Here is a 15,317-nt window from a genome sequence, read left to right on the forward strand (position 1 = left end):
TTGATTTAGTGCTTCGGGGTGATTTCCTGGGGTCTCAGGGGTGGTTCTGGTTGTCGGGTTCTCGCAAGTAGGCCGGTGGGACGGCGGGGGTGAGCCAGACGCCGTTCGCGCTGATGCGGAATTCGTGGCCGTCGGCGTGCATCCGGCCTGCTGCCACTTCGAGGACGACCGGCTTTCCCCGGCGCGAGCCGACGCGGATCGCGGTGTCCGTGGTCGCCGACAGGTGCACGTCGTGGCGGCGCATGGGGCGCAGGCCGTCCCGGCGGATGTCGGGCAGGGCCGCCGCGACCGTGCCGTGGTAGAGCACGGCCGGGGGTTCGGCGGTGGGGAGGTCGAGGTCGACCTGCACCGTGTGGCCCTGGCTGGCCCGGATGCGACCGCCTTCGACGGCGAAGCGCTGCTTGTCGTTGTGGGCCACCACTTCGCGGACGCGGTCGTGGGTCGTCCGCAGTGCGCGGACGAGGTCGTCCAGGTCGACCCAGCCGGCCGGGTCGAGGGTGAGTCCCACTTCCTGCGGCGCGTGGCGGAGGTGGCGGGACATCCGCTTCGACAAGCGGATCATTTCCTTCTCTTGCACGGCCCCAGTGCAGCACGCGGGGCGCGGCGTCGCCACCGCGTTTGCCGCGCCCCCCGCAGGCGGTTGCGGCACCGACGCCGCGGTGCGGGGCCTGTGGTCAGGTGCCGCCCTCGCAGGCGGGCTTGAGCTTGGGCGCGCCGGGGCCGTCGGCGGCCTGCTCGTCCTCGAAGTTGTGCAGGAAGCAGCTGCGCAGGGACAGGCAGCCGCAGCCGATGCACGACGTCAACCGGTCCCGCAGGCGGATCAGCGCGTCGATGCGCGCGTCCAGCTCGACCTGCCAGTTGGTGGACAGCCTGCTCCAGTCGGCCTTGGTGGGAGTCCGGTTGTCCGGGAGGGTGGCGAGCGCGTCGTGCACGTCCTCCAGGCTCAGGCCCACGCGCTGCGCGGTGCGGATGAACGCCAGCCTGCGCAGCACCGAGCGCGCGTACCGGCGCTGGTTGCCCGCGGTGCGCTCGGAGGAGATCAGCCCCCGCTCCTCGTAGAACCGCAGCGCAGTGTGCGGCACACCGCTGCGCTCGGCCACCTGTCCGATGGTCAGCATTTCGGGCAACTTGCTCACCTGCCCATACTATGCCTTGACCTCAACCTAAGTCGAGGTTGTTTGGTAGGGGCATGGCAGTTGCGAGCGGGCTGGGCTTCGCGGACATCCCCGCGCTGTTCCGGCGGATGACCGGGGACGAGAAGCACGAGTGGGCGGCGGCGTCCACGCTGGACGTGCTGTGGGTGCTCTACGACCGAGTGCTGGACGTGTCACCGGACCGGGTGGACGACCCGGACCGCGACCGGTTCCTGCTGTCGAAGGGGCACGGGCCGATGGCGTACTACGCCGTGCTGGCCGCCAAGGGTTTCATCGAGCCATCCACTTTGGACACCTGGACCGCGTGGGACTCGCCGCTGGGGCAGCACCCGGACCGCGTGCTGGTGCCCGGTGTGGAGATCAGCAGCGGTTCGTTGGGGCACGGCATGCCCATCGGGGTGGGCGTGGCCATCGGGTTGCGGTTGCAGGGGAGGTCCTCGCGGGTGGTGGTGCTGGTGGGGGACGCCGAGCTGGACGAGGGCAGCAACCACGAGGCGATCGCGCTGGCGGGCCGGATGGGGCTGGGGAACTTCACCGTCGTGGTGGTGGACAACGAGTCGGGCACGCACGGGTGGCCGGGAGGGATCGCGGCGCGGTTCGCCGTCGAGGGGTGGGCTGCGTCCACAGTGGACGGTCGTGATCAGGGTGCGCTGCACGCGGCGTTCACGGCGGAGCACCCGGGCCGGCCGCTGGTCGTGGTGGCGCGGATCGGTGAGGAGGGCTGATGTCATCGCAGGGGGAAGAGGTCGGGACGCCGTCGGTGGGGAGGGTGCTGCCGGTGCGGGGGGCGTCGGAGCCCTTGACCATGCGGCAGGTCTTCGTGGACACGGTGCAGGAGGTGATGGAGCACGACCCGAGGGTGGTGGTGGTGCTCGCGGAGATCTCCCGCGACGCCTTCCGGCCGTCGCCCAGGGTGGTCAACGTGGGCATCCGGGAGCAGGTCATGGTCGGGGTCGGCGGCGGGCTGGCGCTGAGCGGGCTGCGGCCGGTGGTGCACACGTACGCGCCGTTCCTGGTGGAGCGGCCGTTCGAGCAGGTCAAGCTGGACTTCGGGCACCAGGACGTGGGCGGGGTGCTGGTGAGCATCGGGGGGTCCTACGACGACCCGGTGTGGGGCCGGACCCACCAGGCGCCCGGTGACGTGGCGCTGTTCGACACGCTGCCGGGCTGGGCGGTCCGGGTGCCGGGCCACCCGCGCGAGGTCGAGCCGATCGTCCGGGAGGCGCTGGCGTCGGACGACCGCGTCTACATCCGGTTGTCGTTGCGGGAGAACGCTGTCGCCCGCCCGGTGGTCGAGGGGTTCACCGAGGTGCGGCGCGGGGCGAGGGGAGTGGTCGTCGCCGTGGGCCCGATGCTCGACCCGGTGCTGGCGGCCACCGAGGGGGTCGACGTGTCGGTCCTGTACGCGACCACCGTCCGGCCGTTCGACGCGCACGGCCTGCACGCCGCCGTGGCCGGTGGTCGGGCCGACGTGCTGCTGGTCGAGCCGTACCTGGCGGGGACGTCGGCGCACCTGGCCGCCGAGTCCCTGGCCGACGTCCCGCACCGGCTGCGGTCGCTGGGGGTGCGGCGGGAGACCGAGCTGCGCGCCTACGGCACGGCCGAGGACCACGACTCGGCCCACGACCTGGACGTGGTGGGCATCGCGGCCGAGGTCCGGCGGATGTTCGGGTGACCGCCGGGGACCTCTCTCAGGATTCGCAGCGGGAACCGTCGGTGGGGCGTGGGAGAATGGTGTCGGGGGCCAGGAGCCACGCCCGAGGCGGCTCATAGGTCCCCGACCAGGCATTCCGCGGCCGGGCGCACCGCTCCTGGGTGCCCGGCCGCGTCGCGGGGTGCCGGGGGCGGGCGCCCGGCCCTCAAGCGCCTACCCCGCGGCCGTCCGGCCCTCAAGCGCTCCCAGCCGGCCGCCCGGCGCTCAAGTGCGCGTTCCGTCGACTGCCCAGCGCTCAAGCACCCCCGCCGGCCGTCCGGCCCTCAAGCACCCCCGCCGGCCGTCCGGCCCTCAAGCGCCCCCCCGCCGGCCGCCCGGCCCCGACCCACCTCGAAGCGCCTCCGACCAGCGCTTCCCGCGCCGGCAGCAGCGGTGGGCGAGGTCACCGGGTTCTCGCACGCTAACTTTCGAATTTTGCGATACGGTGGTGGAGCGCGGCCCTGAGCAGGCGGGGCCGGCTGCCGACCGGCACCGCGGAACCCGACCTGCCACCGAAGGACCCGCCACGCGCGGGGACGACGAGACGAGGTCAACCATGGCCACCCCCGATGCGGCCACCAGCCACACCGTGCTGCCACCCACCGACCCCGGCGACCGGCTCGCCGTGGTCGCGCACGCCCTGGACGCCATGGGCAAGGGGCGGGCGGACGACGCCGGGCCGCCCCGCCCGGTCGCCGTCCTGGTCGGTCCGGACGGCGACCGCATCGAGCTGCCCGACGAGCTGTACGAGGTGCTGCGGCACGCGGCGCGCCAACTGCTGGGCGGGCGCGGCGTCACCATCTCCCCCCACGACCAGGTGCTCACCACCCAGGAAGCCGCGGACATGCTCGGCGTGTCCCGACCCACCCTGGTCAAGCTCCTGGAAGACGGCGAGATCCCCTACTCCCAGCCGGGCCGCCACCGCCGCGTCAAGCTCGCCGACCTGGCGGCCTACCAGGAGCGCGCCAAGGTCCGACGCCGTTCCCTGCTGCGCGAGATGACCCGGGACGCCGAAGCCGACGGCCTGTACGAGACGGGCGGGGGATTCGTCCCGACCCGGTGACGGTTGGGCCGGTCGGTCGGTCTTCGTGGACCCGGCCGGCGCAGCCTGCCAGGATTCCTCGGTGGTCTTCTCCGCCGTGCTCGACGCCGCCGTTCTCGTGCCGATCCACCTGACCGACCTCCTGCTGCGCCTGGGCGAAGACCGAGTGTTCCGGCCGCTGTGGTCGGAGGAGATCCTGGCGGAGGTCGAGCGCAACATCCCGAAGGCCGACCCCCGCGCCACACCGGAACGCGCCGCGCGCCGCGTCCGGCACATGCGCGCCGCGTTCCCCGAGGCGATGGTCACGGGCCACCGGCCGCTCATCGGGGGCATGACCAACCACCCCAAGGACCGGCACGTCCTGGCCGCCGCCGTCCGGGCCAAGGCGGGGGTCATCGTCACGGCCAACGTCGACGACTTCCCGGCCTCCGCCTGCGACCCGTTCGAGATCGACGTCCGGCACCCGGACGACTTCCTGCTCGACCGGCTCGACTCCTGCCGCGCCGGGACGCTGCGCTGCGTGGACGAGTTGATCACGGACCTCAGAAGACCGCCGCGGACCCGGGGTGAGTTCCTCGAGCAGTTCCGCAAGACCGTCCCGTGCTTCGTGGACGAAGTCCTCGCCCGGCCGTACGCGTAGCCGCCCGGGACGACCGCGCCGTCCGCCCCGCCGCGGCCCGGCCCGCGGGCGTTCGGACCCCGCCGACCCCCGGCGCGCGGCCCCCGGCGGGCCCGGTCGCCTTTTCGCCGGCGGCCCGTGCGTCGGGTGTTCGGGATCGGTTCGGCTCGGGCATGATCTCCGGTCGTGAGCGTGCCGAGAACCCTGATCTGGACACCCGCGCCTACCGCCGAGCTGCAGCTGGCGCTGCACCGCGCCGTGGCCGGGCCGGCCGCGCTGGTGCCGGTCGGGTCCGGGACCGTGGTGCTGCCCCGGCGCGAGATCGGGTTCCCGGCCGCCGTCCGGTTCGCCGCCAAGGTGCGCGAGGTCGGGGAGCGCGCGGACCTCGTCCGGTGGGACGCGCGGGGCGCCGTCTGGTCCGACGGGGTCGCCAGCGGGTACAGCGGGGCCGCCCGGCGGCTGGTCGGGCTGGTCGGCTGGTGGCGGCTCAAGGCGGTGGCCGGGGAGCTGGCGCTGCCCGCCGACGTCGCCGAGGTGCGGTCCCTGGTGGACGAGGGGCGGGCGGACACGTGGGTCACCGCGCTGCCCGACCGGGCCGGGCTGCCGATCAACACGGTGCTCCCGGTGGTGCCGGTGACGCAGGGCGGCGCGCCGTTGGCCTAGCCTGGAGGGGTGGCACGAGTCGTCGTACTGGACTACGGATCCGGCAACCTCCGCTCCGCCGAGCGCGCGCTCCAGCGCGTCGGCGCGACCGTCGAGGTGACGTCGGACCATCGGGCCGCGCTGGACGCGGACGGGCTGGTGGTGCCCGGCGTCGGCGCGTTCGCCGCCTGCATGGCCGGGTTGAACGAGGTCAAGGGCGGGCGGATCGTCGGCGAGCGGCTCGCCGGCGGGCGCCCGGTGCTCGGGATCTGCGTCGGGATGCAGATCCTGTTCGAGCGCGGCATCGAGCACGGCGTGCGCAGCGAGGGCTGCGGCGAGTGGCCCGGCACGGTGGAGCGGCTGGAGGCCCCGGTCGTGCCGCACATGGGCTGGAACACCGTCCGCGCCCCCGAGGGCACGAAGCTGTTCGCCGGGCTGGACGCCGACACGCGGTTCTACTTCGTTCACTCGTACGGGGTGCGCAGGTGGGAGCTGGAGGCGTCGGAGGTCATCCGGCCGCCGCTGGTCACCTGGGCGACGCACGGCGGGGACGACTTCGTCGCCGCCGTGGAGAACGGCCCGCTGTGGGCGACGCAGTTCCACCCCGAGAAGTCCGGCGACGCCGGGGCGCACCTGCTGGAGAACTGGCTGAAGAGCTTCCGCTGACGGCCGGTCCGGCGCCCGTCGGGCGGGCGGTCGGCCGGCAGGGGCCTTGTCGTGCCCGGACCAGCGGCAACTACGCTGTTCGCGTGACTTTCACGCTGCTTCCGGCCGTTGACGTGGCCAACGGCCAAGCCGTCCGACTCGTGCAGGGCGAGGCCGGCACCGAGACCTCCTACGGTTCACCGCTGGACGCCGCCCTCGCGTGGCAGCGCGACGGCGCCGAGTGGGTGCACCTGGTCGACCTGGACGCCGCGTTCGGCCGGGGCGGCAACCGCGAGCTGCTGGCCCGCGTCGTGGGCGAGTTGGACGTCCGGGTGGAGCTGTCCGGCGGCATCCGGGACGACGAGTCGCTGGCCGCCGCCCTCGGGACCGGGTGCGCGCGGGTGAACCTGGGCACCGCCGCGCTGGAGGACCCGGTGTGGTGCGCCAAGGTCGTCGCCGAGCACGGGGACCGGGTCGCGGTCGGGCTGGACGTCCGGATCACCGAGGAGGGCCACCGGCTGGCCGCGCGCGGCTGGACGAAGGACGGCGGGGACCTGTGGGAGGTGCTCGACCGGCTGGACCGCGACGGCTGCTCCCGCTACGTCGTCACCGACGTGAGCAAGGACGGCACGCTGCAGGGGCCGAACGTGGGGCTGCTGCGCGAGGTCTGCGCCCGCACCGACGCGCCGGTGATCGCCTCCGGCGGGGTGTCCAGCGTGGCCGACCTGGTGGCGCTGGCGGAGCTGGCGCGCGACGGCGTGGAGGGCGCGATCATCGGCAAGGCCCTGTACGCGGGCGCGTTCACGCTCCCCGAGGCGCTCGCCGCGGTGCGCTGACCGCTCCGCCGGACCCGCGGTCGGCCCCGCCCGGCAGGGCGCGCTCCCGGGCGGCGGTCGGACCGGCGACCCGGTCCGGGGTCGACGGGTGGGCCGCGGTCAGCGCGGGGCCGACGCGGGGTCGAGGGTGATCGCGATGCCGACGGTCCCCTCCCGGCCCCGGCGCAGCCTGCTGCCCAGCAGGGTCAGCCGGCCGAGGACGCCGTACTTGCCCGCGATCAGCCGGCGCGTCTCCTCGCTGCCCCGCTCGTCGAGCAGGCGCGCCCGGGCGGGCGAGCTGTCGCCGGTGGGGTTGCCGCGGAAGTCGCACGGACCGACCGTGACCTCGGGGTTGTTGCGGATCCGCTTGACCTTGCCGGCGTCCGCCGCGGACCAGACGTGGATCACCCCGTCGCGTCGCACCGCCCACACCGGGGTCGGCACCGGCGCGCCGGTGCGGCGGAACGTCGTCAGCAGCAGGTACTTCTCGTCGCCGAGTCCCATGGGTCCACGCTAGCCGGGGGCGTAGTGTCAGGCCCGGGGGCCGAGGCGAGGAGACCCATGTCCACTGAACGACGGATCGGCCCGGCGAGGGAGCGCGACCGGCTCGCGGACGCCCGCGAGGGGGAACGAGCGCTGGCCGCGGTCCGGGACGCCAGGGCGGCCCGCATGGTCGCGGGCCGCGCGGACAACGCGGAGGAGTGCTCGCTGCTGCTGGAGATGCTGGGCATCGAACCGGTGGCGCAACGCCGCTGAACAGCCCGAAGGCCCCGTTCCGACCGGAACGGGGCCTTCGGTGTTCGAACTCAGATCAGGTTGACGTTCGTGGCCTGGGGGCCCTTGGCGCCCTGGCCCACGTCGAAGCTCACGCGCTGGTTCTCCTCCAGGCTGCGGTAGCCGTTGCCCTGGATCTCCGAGTAGTGCACGAACACGTCCGCGCCACCGTTCTCGGGGGAGATGAAGCCGAAGCCCTTCTCCGAGTTGAACCACTTCACAGTGCCCTGGGCCATCTGTTGTCTTCTCTCATACGGGTGCCGGCGGGGCTGGTGCGCCACCGAGGCCGGTTCGTAGCGGGAGACTCTCCGGAAAACCCGTAAGATGTTCACACGCTCGAAACCGTTTCGCGAGCGTGGATGACACGGACACAAAACCTACGACCTCTTTCAGTCAACCACACTCCGGCCCGATGCGCACGCGCCTGCACCCCGGAAGAGAGTGGTATCACCCCCTCGGGGCCGGGTTGGCGGAGGTCGCCGCCCGCCGCCCCCGTAGGCTTCGCCCCATGTCAGTGGCGGTGCGCGTGATTCCCTGTCTGGACGTCGACCGGGGCAGGGTGGTGAAGGGCGTCAACTTCACCAACCTGGTCGACGCGGGCGACCCGGTCGAGCTGGCCCGCGCCTACGACGCCGAGGGCGCGGACGAGTTGACCTTCCTGGACGTGACGGCCTCCTCCTCCGACCGCGAGACGACGTTCGACGTGGTCCGCCGCACGGCCGAGCAGGTGTTCATCCCGCTCACCGTGGGCGGCGGCGTGCGCACCCCGGAGGACGTGGACCGGCTGCTGCGCGCCGGGGCGGACAAGGTCGGCGTGAACACCGCCGCGATCGCCCGGCCCGAGCTGCTGGGCGAGCTGTCCCGGCGGTTCGGCGCGCAGTGCATCGTGCTGTCGGTCGACGCCCGGCGCGTCCCGGGGGGCGAGCGGCCCACCCCGTCCGGGTTCGAGGTCACCACCCACGGCGGGCGCCGGGGCACCGGCCTCGACGCCGTCGAGTGGGCCGCGCGCGGCCAGGAGCTGGGCGTGGGCGAGATCCTGCTGAACTCGATGGACGCCGACGGCACCAAGGCCGGGTTCGACGTGGAGCTGATCGAGCTGGTCCGCAAGGTGGTGGACGTGCCGCTGATCGCCAGCGGCGGCGCCGGCGCGGTCGAGCACTTCCCGCCCGCCGTCGCCGCCGGGGCCGACGCCGTGCTGGCCGCCAGCGTGTTCCACTTCGGCGAGCTGCGCATCGGCGAGGTCAAGAAGGGCCTGCGCGACGCGGGCGCGGAGGTGCGCTGATGCTGCGCGACGCACCCACCGAGGTCCGCCTGGCGACGCTGGTCGGCGCCGCCGGCGGCCTGCTGTTCCTGCTGGAGGGCGCGCTCCGCTGGCAGGGCGACGGCGACGCCGCCTGGGTCCGGTTCCCGCTCGTCGTCCTGGTGCTGGAGCTGCTGGTGGTGGGCGGCCTGCTGGCCCGGCTGCGGCCCGCCCGGCTGACCGCCGCGGTGGTCTACGGGCTGGTCGGCCTGGTGCACCTGCTGGCCGTGCTGAACCAGGGGCCGGTGTGGGTGCGCGTGCTGTCCGGCGTGCTGTCCGCGGGCCACGTGTTCGGCCTGGTCCTGCTCAACACCCGGCCGGCCCGGCTGCACTTCGGGGCGCCGCGGTGACCGGCGCGCTCGACCCCGCGATCGCCGCCCGGCTCAAGCGCACGCCGGACGGCCTGGTGTGCGCCGTCGTGCAGCGCCGCGGGACGAACGAGGTCCTGATGGTCGCGTGGATGGACGACGAGGCCCTGCACCGCACCCTGACCACGCGCCGCGCGACGTACTTCTCGCGCAGCCGCCGGCAGCTGTGGGTCAAGGGCGAGACGTCCGGCCACACCCAGTACGTGCACGAGGTGCGGTTGGACTGCGACGGCGACGCGCTGCTGCTGCTCGTGGACCAGGTGGGCGGGGCCTGCCACACGGGCGACCGGACGTGCTTCGACGCGACCGTGCTGCTGGCCGAGCCGGAGCCGGGGCCGGGGTCGGAGCCTGGGCGCGGCTGACGCCCGGGTCGCCGGCGCCGGGGTCAGCCGATGTCGCCGGTCAGGTAGCGCTGGAGGTTCGGCGCGATGGCCTTGACCATGGTCTCCACGTCGGCGCTGGCCAGCGGCTCGAAGCGGACCACGTAGCGGACCATGCCCATGCCGAAGACCTGGGTGGCGGCGAGCGTCGCGCGCAGCTCCTGCCGGTCCGACCCGACGGCGGCGAGCACCCGCCGCAGCAGGGCCTGGACGAAGAACTCGCGCAGCGCCTCGCCGACCCGCTCGTGGGAGGTGACGCTGCGCATGAGGGCCGCGAACTGGCCGCCCCCGGTGGCGTCCCAGATGCCCAGGAAGTTGCGCACGATGCGCTCGCCGATCTCCTCGGGCGGGCCGTCGGTCAGCCGCTGGAGCAGCTCGTTCGGGTCCAGCGGCACCTGGAGGACGGCCTTGGCGAACAGCCCCTCCTTGCCGCCGAACCAGTGGTTGACCATGGCCGCGTCGACGCCGGCGCGGGCCGCGATGGAGCGCACCGTCGCGCCCTCGTAGCCGCGCTCGACGAACGTCTCGCGCGCGGCGGCCAGCAGCGCGGCCCTGGTGTCCTCCCCGCCCGCGCGGCGGCCCCGGCGCTTCGGCTCGGGCTGTTGCGCACCTCCGGTCACCCCGGCATCATGAGGCACCTCGGCGGCTTTTTCAACGTTTGATGAAAAAATTGTCACCGCCCGTGACCGGGCCCGCGCCGCCGACGTCCCACGGGTCGGTGGCCGGAGGCCGCCGGAGGGCGCACGGCAGAATGAGCCCCATGGTGAGCGTCATCGGTGCAGGCGCGGGTCTGGGCGAGGTCAGCCCGACGCGCGAGGAGTTCCGCGAACTCGCCGCGCAGCGGCGGGTCATCCCGGTGGTGCGCAGGCTGCTCGCGGACGCGGAGACCCCCGTGGGGCTCTACCGCAAGCTCGCGGCGGACCGCCCCGGCACGTTCCTGTTCGAGTCCGCCGAGAACGGCCGCTCGTGGTCGCGCTGGTCGTTCGTCGGCGCGCGCAGCGCGGGCGCCCTCACCGCGACCGGCGGCGAGGCGTACTGGACCGGCTCGCACCCCGTGGGCCTGCCCGAGGGCGGCGACCCGCTGCTCGCCCTGCGCGAGACGATCGAGGTGCTGCGCACCGACCCGCTGCCCGGCCTGCCCCCGCTGACCGGCGGCATGGTCGGCTACATCGGCTACGACGCCGTGCGCCGCCTGGAGAAGCTGCCCGACCTCGCCGAGGACGACCTGCGGGTCCCCGAGCTGGTGATGCTGCTGGCCACCGACCTCGCCGCGCTGGACCACCACGAGGGCACCGTCACGCTGATCGCCAACGCGATCAACTGGGACGACTCGGCGGAGCGCGTCGACGCCGCCTACGACGACGCCCTGGCCCGCCTGGACCGCATGACGCAGGACCTGCAGAGCCCCGCGCCGCCCACCGTCGCGGTGTTCTCCCGCCCGAAGCCGGAGTTCGTGCGCAGGCGGTCCCAGCAGGAGCACCACGCGGTCGTGGAGAAGGCCAAGGAGGCCATCCGGGCCGGCGAGGCGTTCCAGGTCGTGCTGTCCCAGCGCTTCGAGATGCGCACCGACGCCGACGCGCTGGACGTCTACCGCGTGCTGCGCACCTCCAACCCCAGCCCGTACATGTACCTGCTGAGGCTGGACGACTTCGACATCGTCGGGTGCAGCCCCGAGTCGCTGGTGACCGTGCGCGACGGCAAGGCCACCACGCACCCCATCGCGGGCACCCGCTGGCGGGGGGTGGACGAGGAGGAGGACGCGCTGCTGGAGAAGGACCTGCTGGCCGACCACAAGGAGCGCGCCGAGCACCTGATGCTGGTCGACCTGGGCCGCAACGACCTGGGCCGGGTGTGCAAGCCGGGCTCGGTGACGGTGGTCGACTTCTTCAAGGTCGAGCGCTACAGCCACGTCATGCACATCGTGTCCACGGTCAGCGGCGAGCTGGCCGAGGGCCGCACCGCGTTCGACGCCGTGGCCGCGTGCTTCCCGGCCGGGACGCTGTCCGGCGCGCCCAAGCCCCGCGCGATGGAGCTGATCGAGGAGCTGGAGCCGACCCGGCGCGGCCTCTACGGCGGCGTCGTGGGCTACCTGGACTTCGCGGGCGACGCGGACACCGCCATCGCCATCCGCACCGCGCTGGTCCGCGGCGGCGTCGCCTACGTGCAGGCGGGCGGCGGCATCGTGGCCGACTCCGACCCGGTCGCCGAGGACAACGAGTGCCTGAACAAGGCGGGCGCGGTCCTGTCGGCGATCGCGACGGCCGGGACCCTGTCGCAGAGCGTGCCCCCGGTGGTGGACCGGGCCCGTGTCTGAGCCGCACCCCGGGCCCGCCCGCCGGGCGGGCGGTCGTCGGGGTGGCCGCCGGGGCAGCCGTCCACTCTGGACGGTCGTGCTGTCGCTGCTGCTCGGCTCGGCCGCGCTGTGGGGCTCCTCGCGGCTGGTCTGGGACGCCGCGGCGGACCGGGTGGGCGACGAGGTGGCGCCGGCGCTGGTGCCGCTGGCGCTGCTGTGCCTCGCGGCGATCGCCGCCGTGGCCGCGCTGGGCGGCTGGGCGCGGCGCGCGCTGGGCGTCGTCGTGGCCGCGGCGGGCGGCGCGGCGCTGTTCCTCGGCGCGACGGGCCCCGGCGCCCTGCCCGGCCACGCCCTCGCCGCGGTCGGCGGGGTCCTCGTGCTCGGCGCGGGGCTGCTGCTGGTCGCGCGGGGCTCGTCGCTGCCCCGCCTGGGCGGCGGCTACCAGACGCCCGGCGCGGCCAGGCGCAGCGCCGATCCCGAGCGCGAGCTGTGGAACGCGCTGGAGCGCGGCGACGACCCCACCGAACGGGACTGAGCCGGCACCGGCCGCCCGGCGGCGCACGTTTGCGCACGTCGACTCGGAAGGACCCCGGTCATCTGCGCGAACGGGACTACCCGGTGGCCGGATGCGGTCCGTGTCGGGGTTAGCATCCTCGTGGCGGGAAGGGGAGCATGACGTGCGGGAGCTTGCGAGCGGACTGGGCGGACTGGACGGACCGGACGGGCTGGCGGACACGGGCGAGGTGCTCGGATGACCGTGCTGGAGTCGATCATCGAGGGGGTCCGCGAGGACCTCGCCGCGCGTGAGGCGGGACTGCCCTTCGAGGTGCTCAGGGAGCGGGCCGCGAAGGTGGCGCCGCCCCGGGACGTGATGTCGGTCCTGCGGTCGCCGGGCGTGGGCGTGATCGCCGAGGTCAAGCGGCGCAGCCCGTCCAAGGGCGCGCTGGCCGAGATCCCGGAGCCGGCGGAGCTGGCCGCGCAGTACGAGGCGGGCGGCGCGCGGGTGATCAGCGTGCTGACCGAGCAGCGCCGCTTCGGCGGCTCGCTGGCCGACTTCGACGCGGTCCGCGCCGCGGTCGACGTGCCGCTGCTGCGCAAGGACTTCATCGTCAGCCCGTACCAGGTGCACGAGGCGCGCCTGCACGGCGCCGACCTGGTCCTGCTGATCGTGGCGGCGCTGGAGCAGAACGCCCTGGTGTCGCTGTTGGACCGGGTGGAGTCGCTGGGCATGACGGCCCTGGTGGAGGTGCACACCGCCGAGGAGGCCGACCGCGCGCTGGAGGCGGGCGCGAGCGTCATCGGCGTGAACGCGCGCAACCTGCACACCCTGGAAGTGGACAAGGACGTGTTCGGCCGGATCGCGCCCGGCCTGCCCTTCGAGACCATCAAGATCGCCGAGTCCGGGGTGACCGGGCCGGGCGACCTGATGGCCTACGCGGGAGCGGGCGCGGACGCGGTCCTGGTCGGAGAATCACTCGTGACGAGCGGCGACCCCAAGGTCGCGGTGAACAAGCTGGTGACGGCGGGCTCGCACCCCGCCTGTCCCCGGCCGAGCCGGTAAGGGAGCAAGCGCATGTCGCCCGGCCAGTTGGCGCCGACACCCCACGACCCCGACGAGCGGGGCCACTTCGGGCCGTGGGGCGGCCGGTACATGCCGGAAGCGCTCATCGCCGCGGTGGACGAGCTGGCGGCGTTCTACGAGAAGGCCCGCATCGACCCCGAGTTCCTGGAGGAGTTCTTCCGCCTGCTGCGCGACTACGCCGGCCGGCCGTCGCTGCTCACCGAGGCGGCCAAGTTCGGGGCGCACGCCGGCGGGGCGCGGGTGTTCCTCAAGCGCGAGGACCTGAACCACACCGGCTCGCACAAGATCAACAACGTGCTGGGCCAGGCGCTGCTCACCAAGCGGATGGGCAAGAAGCGCGTCATCGCCGAGACCGGCGCGGGCCAGCACGGCGTCGCGACCGCCACGGCGTGCGCGCTGATGGGCCTGGACTGCGTCATCTACATGGGCGAGGTCGACACCCAGCGGCAGGCGCTCAACGTGGCCCGGATGCGGCTGCTGGGCGCCGAGGTCATCCCGGTGAAGACCGGCTCGCGCACGCTGAAGGACGCGATCAACGAGGCCCTGCGCGACTGGGTCGCCAACGTGGACGACACGCACTACCTGCTCGGCACGGCGGCGGGCCCGCACCCGTTCCCGGTGCTGGTCCGCGACTTCCACCGGGTGATCGGCGTCGAGGCCCGCGCGCAGGTCCTGGAGCAGGCCGGGCGGCTGCCGGACGTGGTCGCGGCGTGCGTGGGCGGCGGGTCGAACGCGATCGGCATCTTCCACGGCTTCATCGACGACCCGTCGGTGCGCCTGGTGGGCCTGGAGCCGGGCGGCGACGGCATCGACACCGACCGGCACGGCGCGACGCTGACCGTGGGCACGCCGGGGTCGCTGCACGGCGCGATGTCGTACGTGATGCAGGACGAGGACGGCCAGATCGCCGAGGCGCACTCCATCTCGGCCGGCCTGGACTACCCCGGCGTGGGCCCCGAGCACGCGCACCTGAAGGACATCGGCCGCGCCGAGTACCGGCCGGTGACCGACGCGGAGGCCATGGAGGCGTTCGCGCTGCTGTCCCGCACCGAGGGCATCATCCCGGCCATCGAGTCGGCGCACGCGCTGGCCGGCGCGCTGGTCCTGGGCCGTGAGCTGGGTCCGGAGGGGTTGATCGTGGTGAACCTGTCCGGCCGGGGCGACAAGGACATGGACACGGCGATCGAGTGGTTCGGACTGGGAGCGGGGTCATGAGCAGGCTCGCCGAGGTGTTCGACGGGTGCCGGTCGGAGTCGCGGGCGGCGCTGATCGGCTACCTGCCCGCCGGCTACCCGTCGGTGGAGGGTTCCAAGGACGTGCTGCGGACGATGGTGGCGTCCGGGTGCGACCTGGTCGAGGTGGGCCTGCCCTACTCCGACCCGGTGATGGACGGCCCGACCATCCAGGTGGCCGCGGAGGAGGCGCTGCGCGGCGGGTTCCGGGTGCGCGACCTGTTCGACGTGGTCGAGTCGGTGTCCGCGGCCGGCGGGCGCGCGGTGGTGATGACGTACTGGAACCCGGTGCTGAGGTACGGGGTGGACGCCTTCGCCCGCGACCTCGCGGCGGCGGGCGGGCTGGGCCTGATCACGCCCGACCTGGTGCCGGACGAGGCGCAGGAGTGGCTGGCCGCGTCGGAGGAGCACGACCTGGACCGGGTCTTCCTGGTGGCGCCGTCCTCGACCGAGGAGCGCATCGACCTGACGGCGCGGGCGTCGAGCGGGTTCCTGTACGCGACGTCGGTGATGGGCGTGACGGGGGCGCGCGACGCGGTGTCGTCGGCGGCCCCGGCGCTGGTCGCGCGGGTGCGCGAGCACACCGACCTGCCGGTGGCGGTCGGCCTGGGCGTCCGGTCGGGCGCGCAGGCGGCGCAGCTGGCGGGGTTCGCGGACGGCGTGATCGTGGGCTCGGCCTTCGTGACGGCCGTGCGCGACGACACCGTGTCGGCGCTGGCCGTCGAACTGGCGGCGGGCGTCCGCGCCACCACCCCGGTCTGACCTCGCACCATCGGGT

Annotated in this window: 21 protein-coding genes; 16 read left to right on the forward strand and 5 right to left on the reverse strand. The window is 74.0% G+C overall.

What is annotated here, in order from left to right; translation table 11 throughout:
• Positions 1 to 34 precede the first annotated feature (34 nt).
• Positions 35 to 562, reverse strand: a complete 528-nt coding sequence (locus JOE68_RS22215; protein ID WP_239562316.1) for an RNA 2'-phosphotransferase — start codon at positions 560 to 562, stop codon at positions 35 to 37.
• Between the two features lie 112 nt (positions 563 to 674).
• On the reverse strand, positions 675 to 1,118 hold the full coding sequence (gene soxR, locus JOE68_RS22220; RefSeq protein WP_239564584.1) for a redox-sensitive transcriptional activator SoxR: 444 nt from the start codon (positions 1,116 to 1,118) through the stop codon (positions 675 to 677).
• A gap of 71 nt (positions 1,119 to 1,189) precedes the next feature.
• Here soxR and JOE68_RS22225 point away from each other — a divergent pair, with 71 nt between their 5' ends.
• From JOE68_RS22225 to priA, 7 genes are all read left to right on the forward strand, one after another.
• Positions 1,190 to 1,879, forward strand: a complete 690-nt coding sequence (locus JOE68_RS22225) for a thiamine pyrophosphate-binding protein (protein ID WP_204844218.1) — start codon at positions 1,190 to 1,192, stop codon at positions 1,877 to 1,879.
• An 80-nt stretch (positions 1,880 to 1,959) separates the two neighbouring features.
• Positions 1,960 to 2,829, forward strand: a complete 870-nt coding sequence (locus tag JOE68_RS22230) for a transketolase family protein (RefSeq protein WP_204846230.1) — start codon at positions 1,960 to 1,962, stop codon at positions 2,827 to 2,829.
• Between the two features lie 574 nt (positions 2,830 to 3,403).
• Complete coding sequence (locus JOE68_RS22235) at positions 3,404 to 3,910, forward strand: helix-turn-helix domain-containing protein (RefSeq protein ID WP_239562317.1); 507 nt, start codon at positions 3,404 to 3,406, stop codon at positions 3,908 to 3,910.
• Positions 3,911 to 3,971: 61 nt separating this feature from the next.
• Positions 3,972 to 4,529, forward strand: a complete 558-nt coding sequence (locus JOE68_RS22240) for a PIN domain-containing protein (RefSeq protein WP_204844219.1) — start codon at positions 3,972 to 3,974, stop codon at positions 4,527 to 4,529.
• A 165-nt stretch (positions 4,530 to 4,694) separates the two neighbouring features.
• Positions 4,695 to 5,171 carry a hypothetical protein gene (locus JOE68_RS22245; RefSeq protein WP_204844220.1) on the forward strand — a complete coding sequence of 159 codons (477 nt, stop codon included), beginning with the start codon at positions 4,695 to 4,697 and terminating at the stop codon, positions 5,169 to 5,171.
• Between the two features lie 9 nt (positions 5,172 to 5,180).
• Positions 5,181 to 5,816 (forward strand): imidazole glycerol phosphate synthase subunit HisH, encoded by a 636-nt coding sequence (hisH, locus tag JOE68_RS22250; RefSeq protein ID WP_204844221.1) that lies wholly within the window; start codon positions 5,181 to 5,183, stop codon positions 5,814 to 5,816.
• Positions 5,817 to 5,899: 83 nt separating this feature from the next.
• Entirely contained in the window at positions 5,900 to 6,631 is a 732-nt protein-coding gene (priA, locus tag JOE68_RS22255) for a bifunctional 1-(5-phosphoribosyl)-5-((5-phosphoribosylamino)methylideneamino)imidazole-4-carboxamide isomerase/phosphoribosylanthranilate isomerase PriA (RefSeq protein WP_204844222.1), read from the forward strand.
• A gap of 99 nt (positions 6,632 to 6,730) precedes the next feature.
• On the opposite strand, the gene JOE68_RS22260 is transcribed toward priA, so the two are convergent.
• Positions 6,731 to 7,114, reverse strand: a complete 384-nt coding sequence (locus JOE68_RS22260; protein WP_204844223.1) for a PPOX class F420-dependent oxidoreductase — start codon at positions 7,112 to 7,114, stop codon at positions 6,731 to 6,733.
• A gap of 57 nt (positions 7,115 to 7,171) precedes the next feature.
• Here JOE68_RS22260 and JOE68_RS22265 point away from each other — a divergent pair, with 57 nt between their 5' ends.
• Positions 7,172 to 7,366 (forward strand): hypothetical protein, encoded by a 195-nt coding sequence (locus JOE68_RS22265; protein WP_204844224.1) that lies wholly within the window; start codon positions 7,172 to 7,174, stop codon positions 7,364 to 7,366.
• Positions 7,367 to 7,416: 50 nt separating this feature from the next.
• On the opposite strand, the gene JOE68_RS22270 is transcribed toward JOE68_RS22265, so the two are convergent.
• On the reverse strand, positions 7,417 to 7,620 hold the full coding sequence (locus JOE68_RS22270; protein WP_204844225.1) for a cold-shock protein: 204 nt from the start codon (positions 7,618 to 7,620) through the stop codon (positions 7,417 to 7,419).
• Between the two features lie 272 nt (positions 7,621 to 7,892).
• Between JOE68_RS22270 and hisF the strand changes: the two genes are divergently transcribed.
• Genes hisF through hisI form a run of 3 tightly spaced genes read left to right on the forward strand, consistent with a single transcriptional unit; the run spans position 7,893 to position 9,414 of the window.
• A complete protein-coding gene (gene hisF / locus JOE68_RS22275) occupies positions 7,893 to 8,666 on the forward strand; it encodes an imidazole glycerol phosphate synthase subunit HisF (protein WP_204844226.1) in 774 nt (257 codons plus the stop codon).
• The gene (locus tag JOE68_RS22280) at positions 8,666 to 9,034 is read left to right on the forward strand and encodes a hypothetical protein (protein ID WP_204844227.1); all 369 of its coding nucleotides are present in this window, start codon (positions 8,666 to 8,668) and stop codon (positions 9,032 to 9,034) included. The genes hisF and JOE68_RS22280 overlap by 1 nt, the downstream gene beginning before the upstream one ends.
• Positions 9,031 to 9,414: a phosphoribosyl-AMP cyclohydrolase gene (gene hisI / locus JOE68_RS22285; protein WP_204844228.1), complete on the forward strand. Its 384-nt coding sequence runs from the start codon at positions 9,031 to 9,033 to the stop codon at positions 9,412 to 9,414. The genes JOE68_RS22280 and hisI overlap by 4 nt, the downstream gene beginning before the upstream one ends.
• A 23-nt stretch (positions 9,415 to 9,437) precedes the next feature.
• Here the strand turns inward: hisI and JOE68_RS22290 are convergent, their stop codons facing one another.
• Entirely contained in the window at positions 9,438 to 10,052 is a 615-nt protein-coding gene (locus JOE68_RS22290) for a TetR/AcrR family transcriptional regulator (protein WP_204844229.1), read from the reverse strand.
• A 140-nt stretch (positions 10,053 to 10,192) separates the two neighbouring features.
• Between JOE68_RS22290 and JOE68_RS22295 the strand changes: the two genes are divergently transcribed.
• The 5 genes from JOE68_RS22295 to trpA all read left to right on the forward strand — a co-directional run bounded on the left by JOE68_RS22295 (position 10,193) and on the right by trpA (position 15,301).
• Positions 10,193 to 11,746 (forward strand): anthranilate synthase component I, encoded by a 1,554-nt coding sequence (locus JOE68_RS22295; RefSeq protein ID WP_204844230.1) that lies wholly within the window; start codon positions 10,193 to 10,195, stop codon positions 11,744 to 11,746.
• 76 nt (positions 11,747 to 11,822) lie between these two features.
• Positions 11,823 to 12,260, forward strand: coding sequence for a Trp biosynthesis-associated membrane protein (locus JOE68_RS22300; protein ID WP_204844231.1), 438 nt, complete (start codon positions 11,823 to 11,825; stop codon positions 12,258 to 12,260).
• A 216-nt stretch (positions 12,261 to 12,476) separates the two neighbouring features.
• Complete coding sequence (gene trpC / locus JOE68_RS22305) at positions 12,477 to 13,286, forward strand: indole-3-glycerol phosphate synthase TrpC (protein WP_204844232.1); 810 nt, start codon at positions 12,477 to 12,479, stop codon at positions 13,284 to 13,286.
• Between the two features lie 12 nt (positions 13,287 to 13,298).
• A complete protein-coding gene (trpB, locus tag JOE68_RS22310; RefSeq protein WP_204844233.1) occupies positions 13,299 to 14,522 on the forward strand; it encodes a tryptophan synthase subunit beta in 1,224 nt (407 codons plus the stop codon).
• Positions 14,519 to 15,301, forward strand: a complete 783-nt coding sequence (trpA, locus tag JOE68_RS22315; protein ID WP_204844234.1) for a tryptophan synthase subunit alpha — start codon at positions 14,519 to 14,521, stop codon at positions 15,299 to 15,301. Before trpB ends, trpA begins: the two co-directional genes overlap by 4 nt.
• Positions 15,302 to 15,317: the final 16 nt, after the last annotated feature.

This window comes from Saccharothrix algeriensis, from assembly GCF_016907655.1.
GTDB lineage: Bacteria > Actinomycetota > Actinomycetes > Mycobacteriales > Pseudonocardiaceae > Actinosynnema > Actinosynnema algeriense.

What these genes read in the sequence shown, in the direction of transcription:
- JOE68_RS22215 (WP_239562316.1), bottom strand. Translation starts at nt 562, where the DNA reads ATGATCCGCTTGTCGAAGCGGATGTCCCGCCACCTCCGCCACGCGCCG.
- soxR (WP_239564584.1), bottom strand. Translation starts at nt 1,118, where the DNA reads ATGCTGACCATCGGACAGGTGGCCGAGCGCAGCGGTGTGCCGCACACT.
- JOE68_RS22225 (WP_204844218.1), top strand. Translation starts at nt 1,190, where the DNA reads ATGGCAGTTGCGAGCGGGCTGGGCTTCGCGGACATCCCCGCGCTGTTC.
- JOE68_RS22230 (WP_204846230.1), top strand. Translation starts at nt 1,960, where the DNA reads ATGCGGCAGGTCTTCGTGGACACGGTGCAGGAGGTGATGGAGCACGAC.
- JOE68_RS22235 (WP_239562317.1), top strand. Translation starts at nt 3,404, where the DNA reads ATGGCCACCCCCGATGCGGCCACCAGCCACACCGTGCTGCCACCCACC.
- JOE68_RS22260 (WP_204844223.1), bottom strand. Translation starts at nt 7,114, where the DNA reads ATGGGACTCGGCGACGAGAAGTACCTGCTGCTGACGACGTTCCGCCGC.
- JOE68_RS22265 (WP_204844224.1), top strand. Translation starts at nt 7,172, where the DNA reads ATGTCCACTGAACGACGGATCGGCCCGGCGAGGGAGCGCGACCGGCTC.
- JOE68_RS22270 (WP_204844225.1), bottom strand. Translation starts at nt 7,620, where the DNA reads ATGGCCCAGGGCACTGTGAAGTGGTTCAACTCGGAGAAGGGCTTCGGC.
- hisF (WP_204844226.1), top strand. Translation starts at nt 7,893, where the DNA reads ATGTCAGTGGCGGTGCGCGTGATTCCCTGTCTGGACGTCGACCGGGGC.
- JOE68_RS22280 (WP_204844227.1), top strand. Translation starts at nt 8,666, where the DNA reads ATGCTGCGCGACGCACCCACCGAGGTCCGCCTGGCGACGCTGGTCGGC.
- JOE68_RS22295 (WP_204844230.1), top strand. Translation starts at nt 10,193, where the DNA reads ATGGTGAGCGTCATCGGTGCAGGCGCGGGTCTGGGCGAGGTCAGCCCG.
- trpC (WP_204844232.1), top strand. Translation starts at nt 12,477, where the DNA reads ATGACCGTGCTGGAGTCGATCATCGAGGGGGTCCGCGAGGACCTCGCC.
- trpB (WP_204844233.1), top strand. Translation starts at nt 13,299, where the DNA reads ATGTCGCCCGGCCAGTTGGCGCCGACACCCCACGACCCCGACGAGCGG.
- trpA (WP_204844234.1), top strand. Translation starts at nt 14,519, where the DNA reads ATGAGCAGGCTCGCCGAGGTGTTCGACGGGTGCCGGTCGGAGTCGCGG.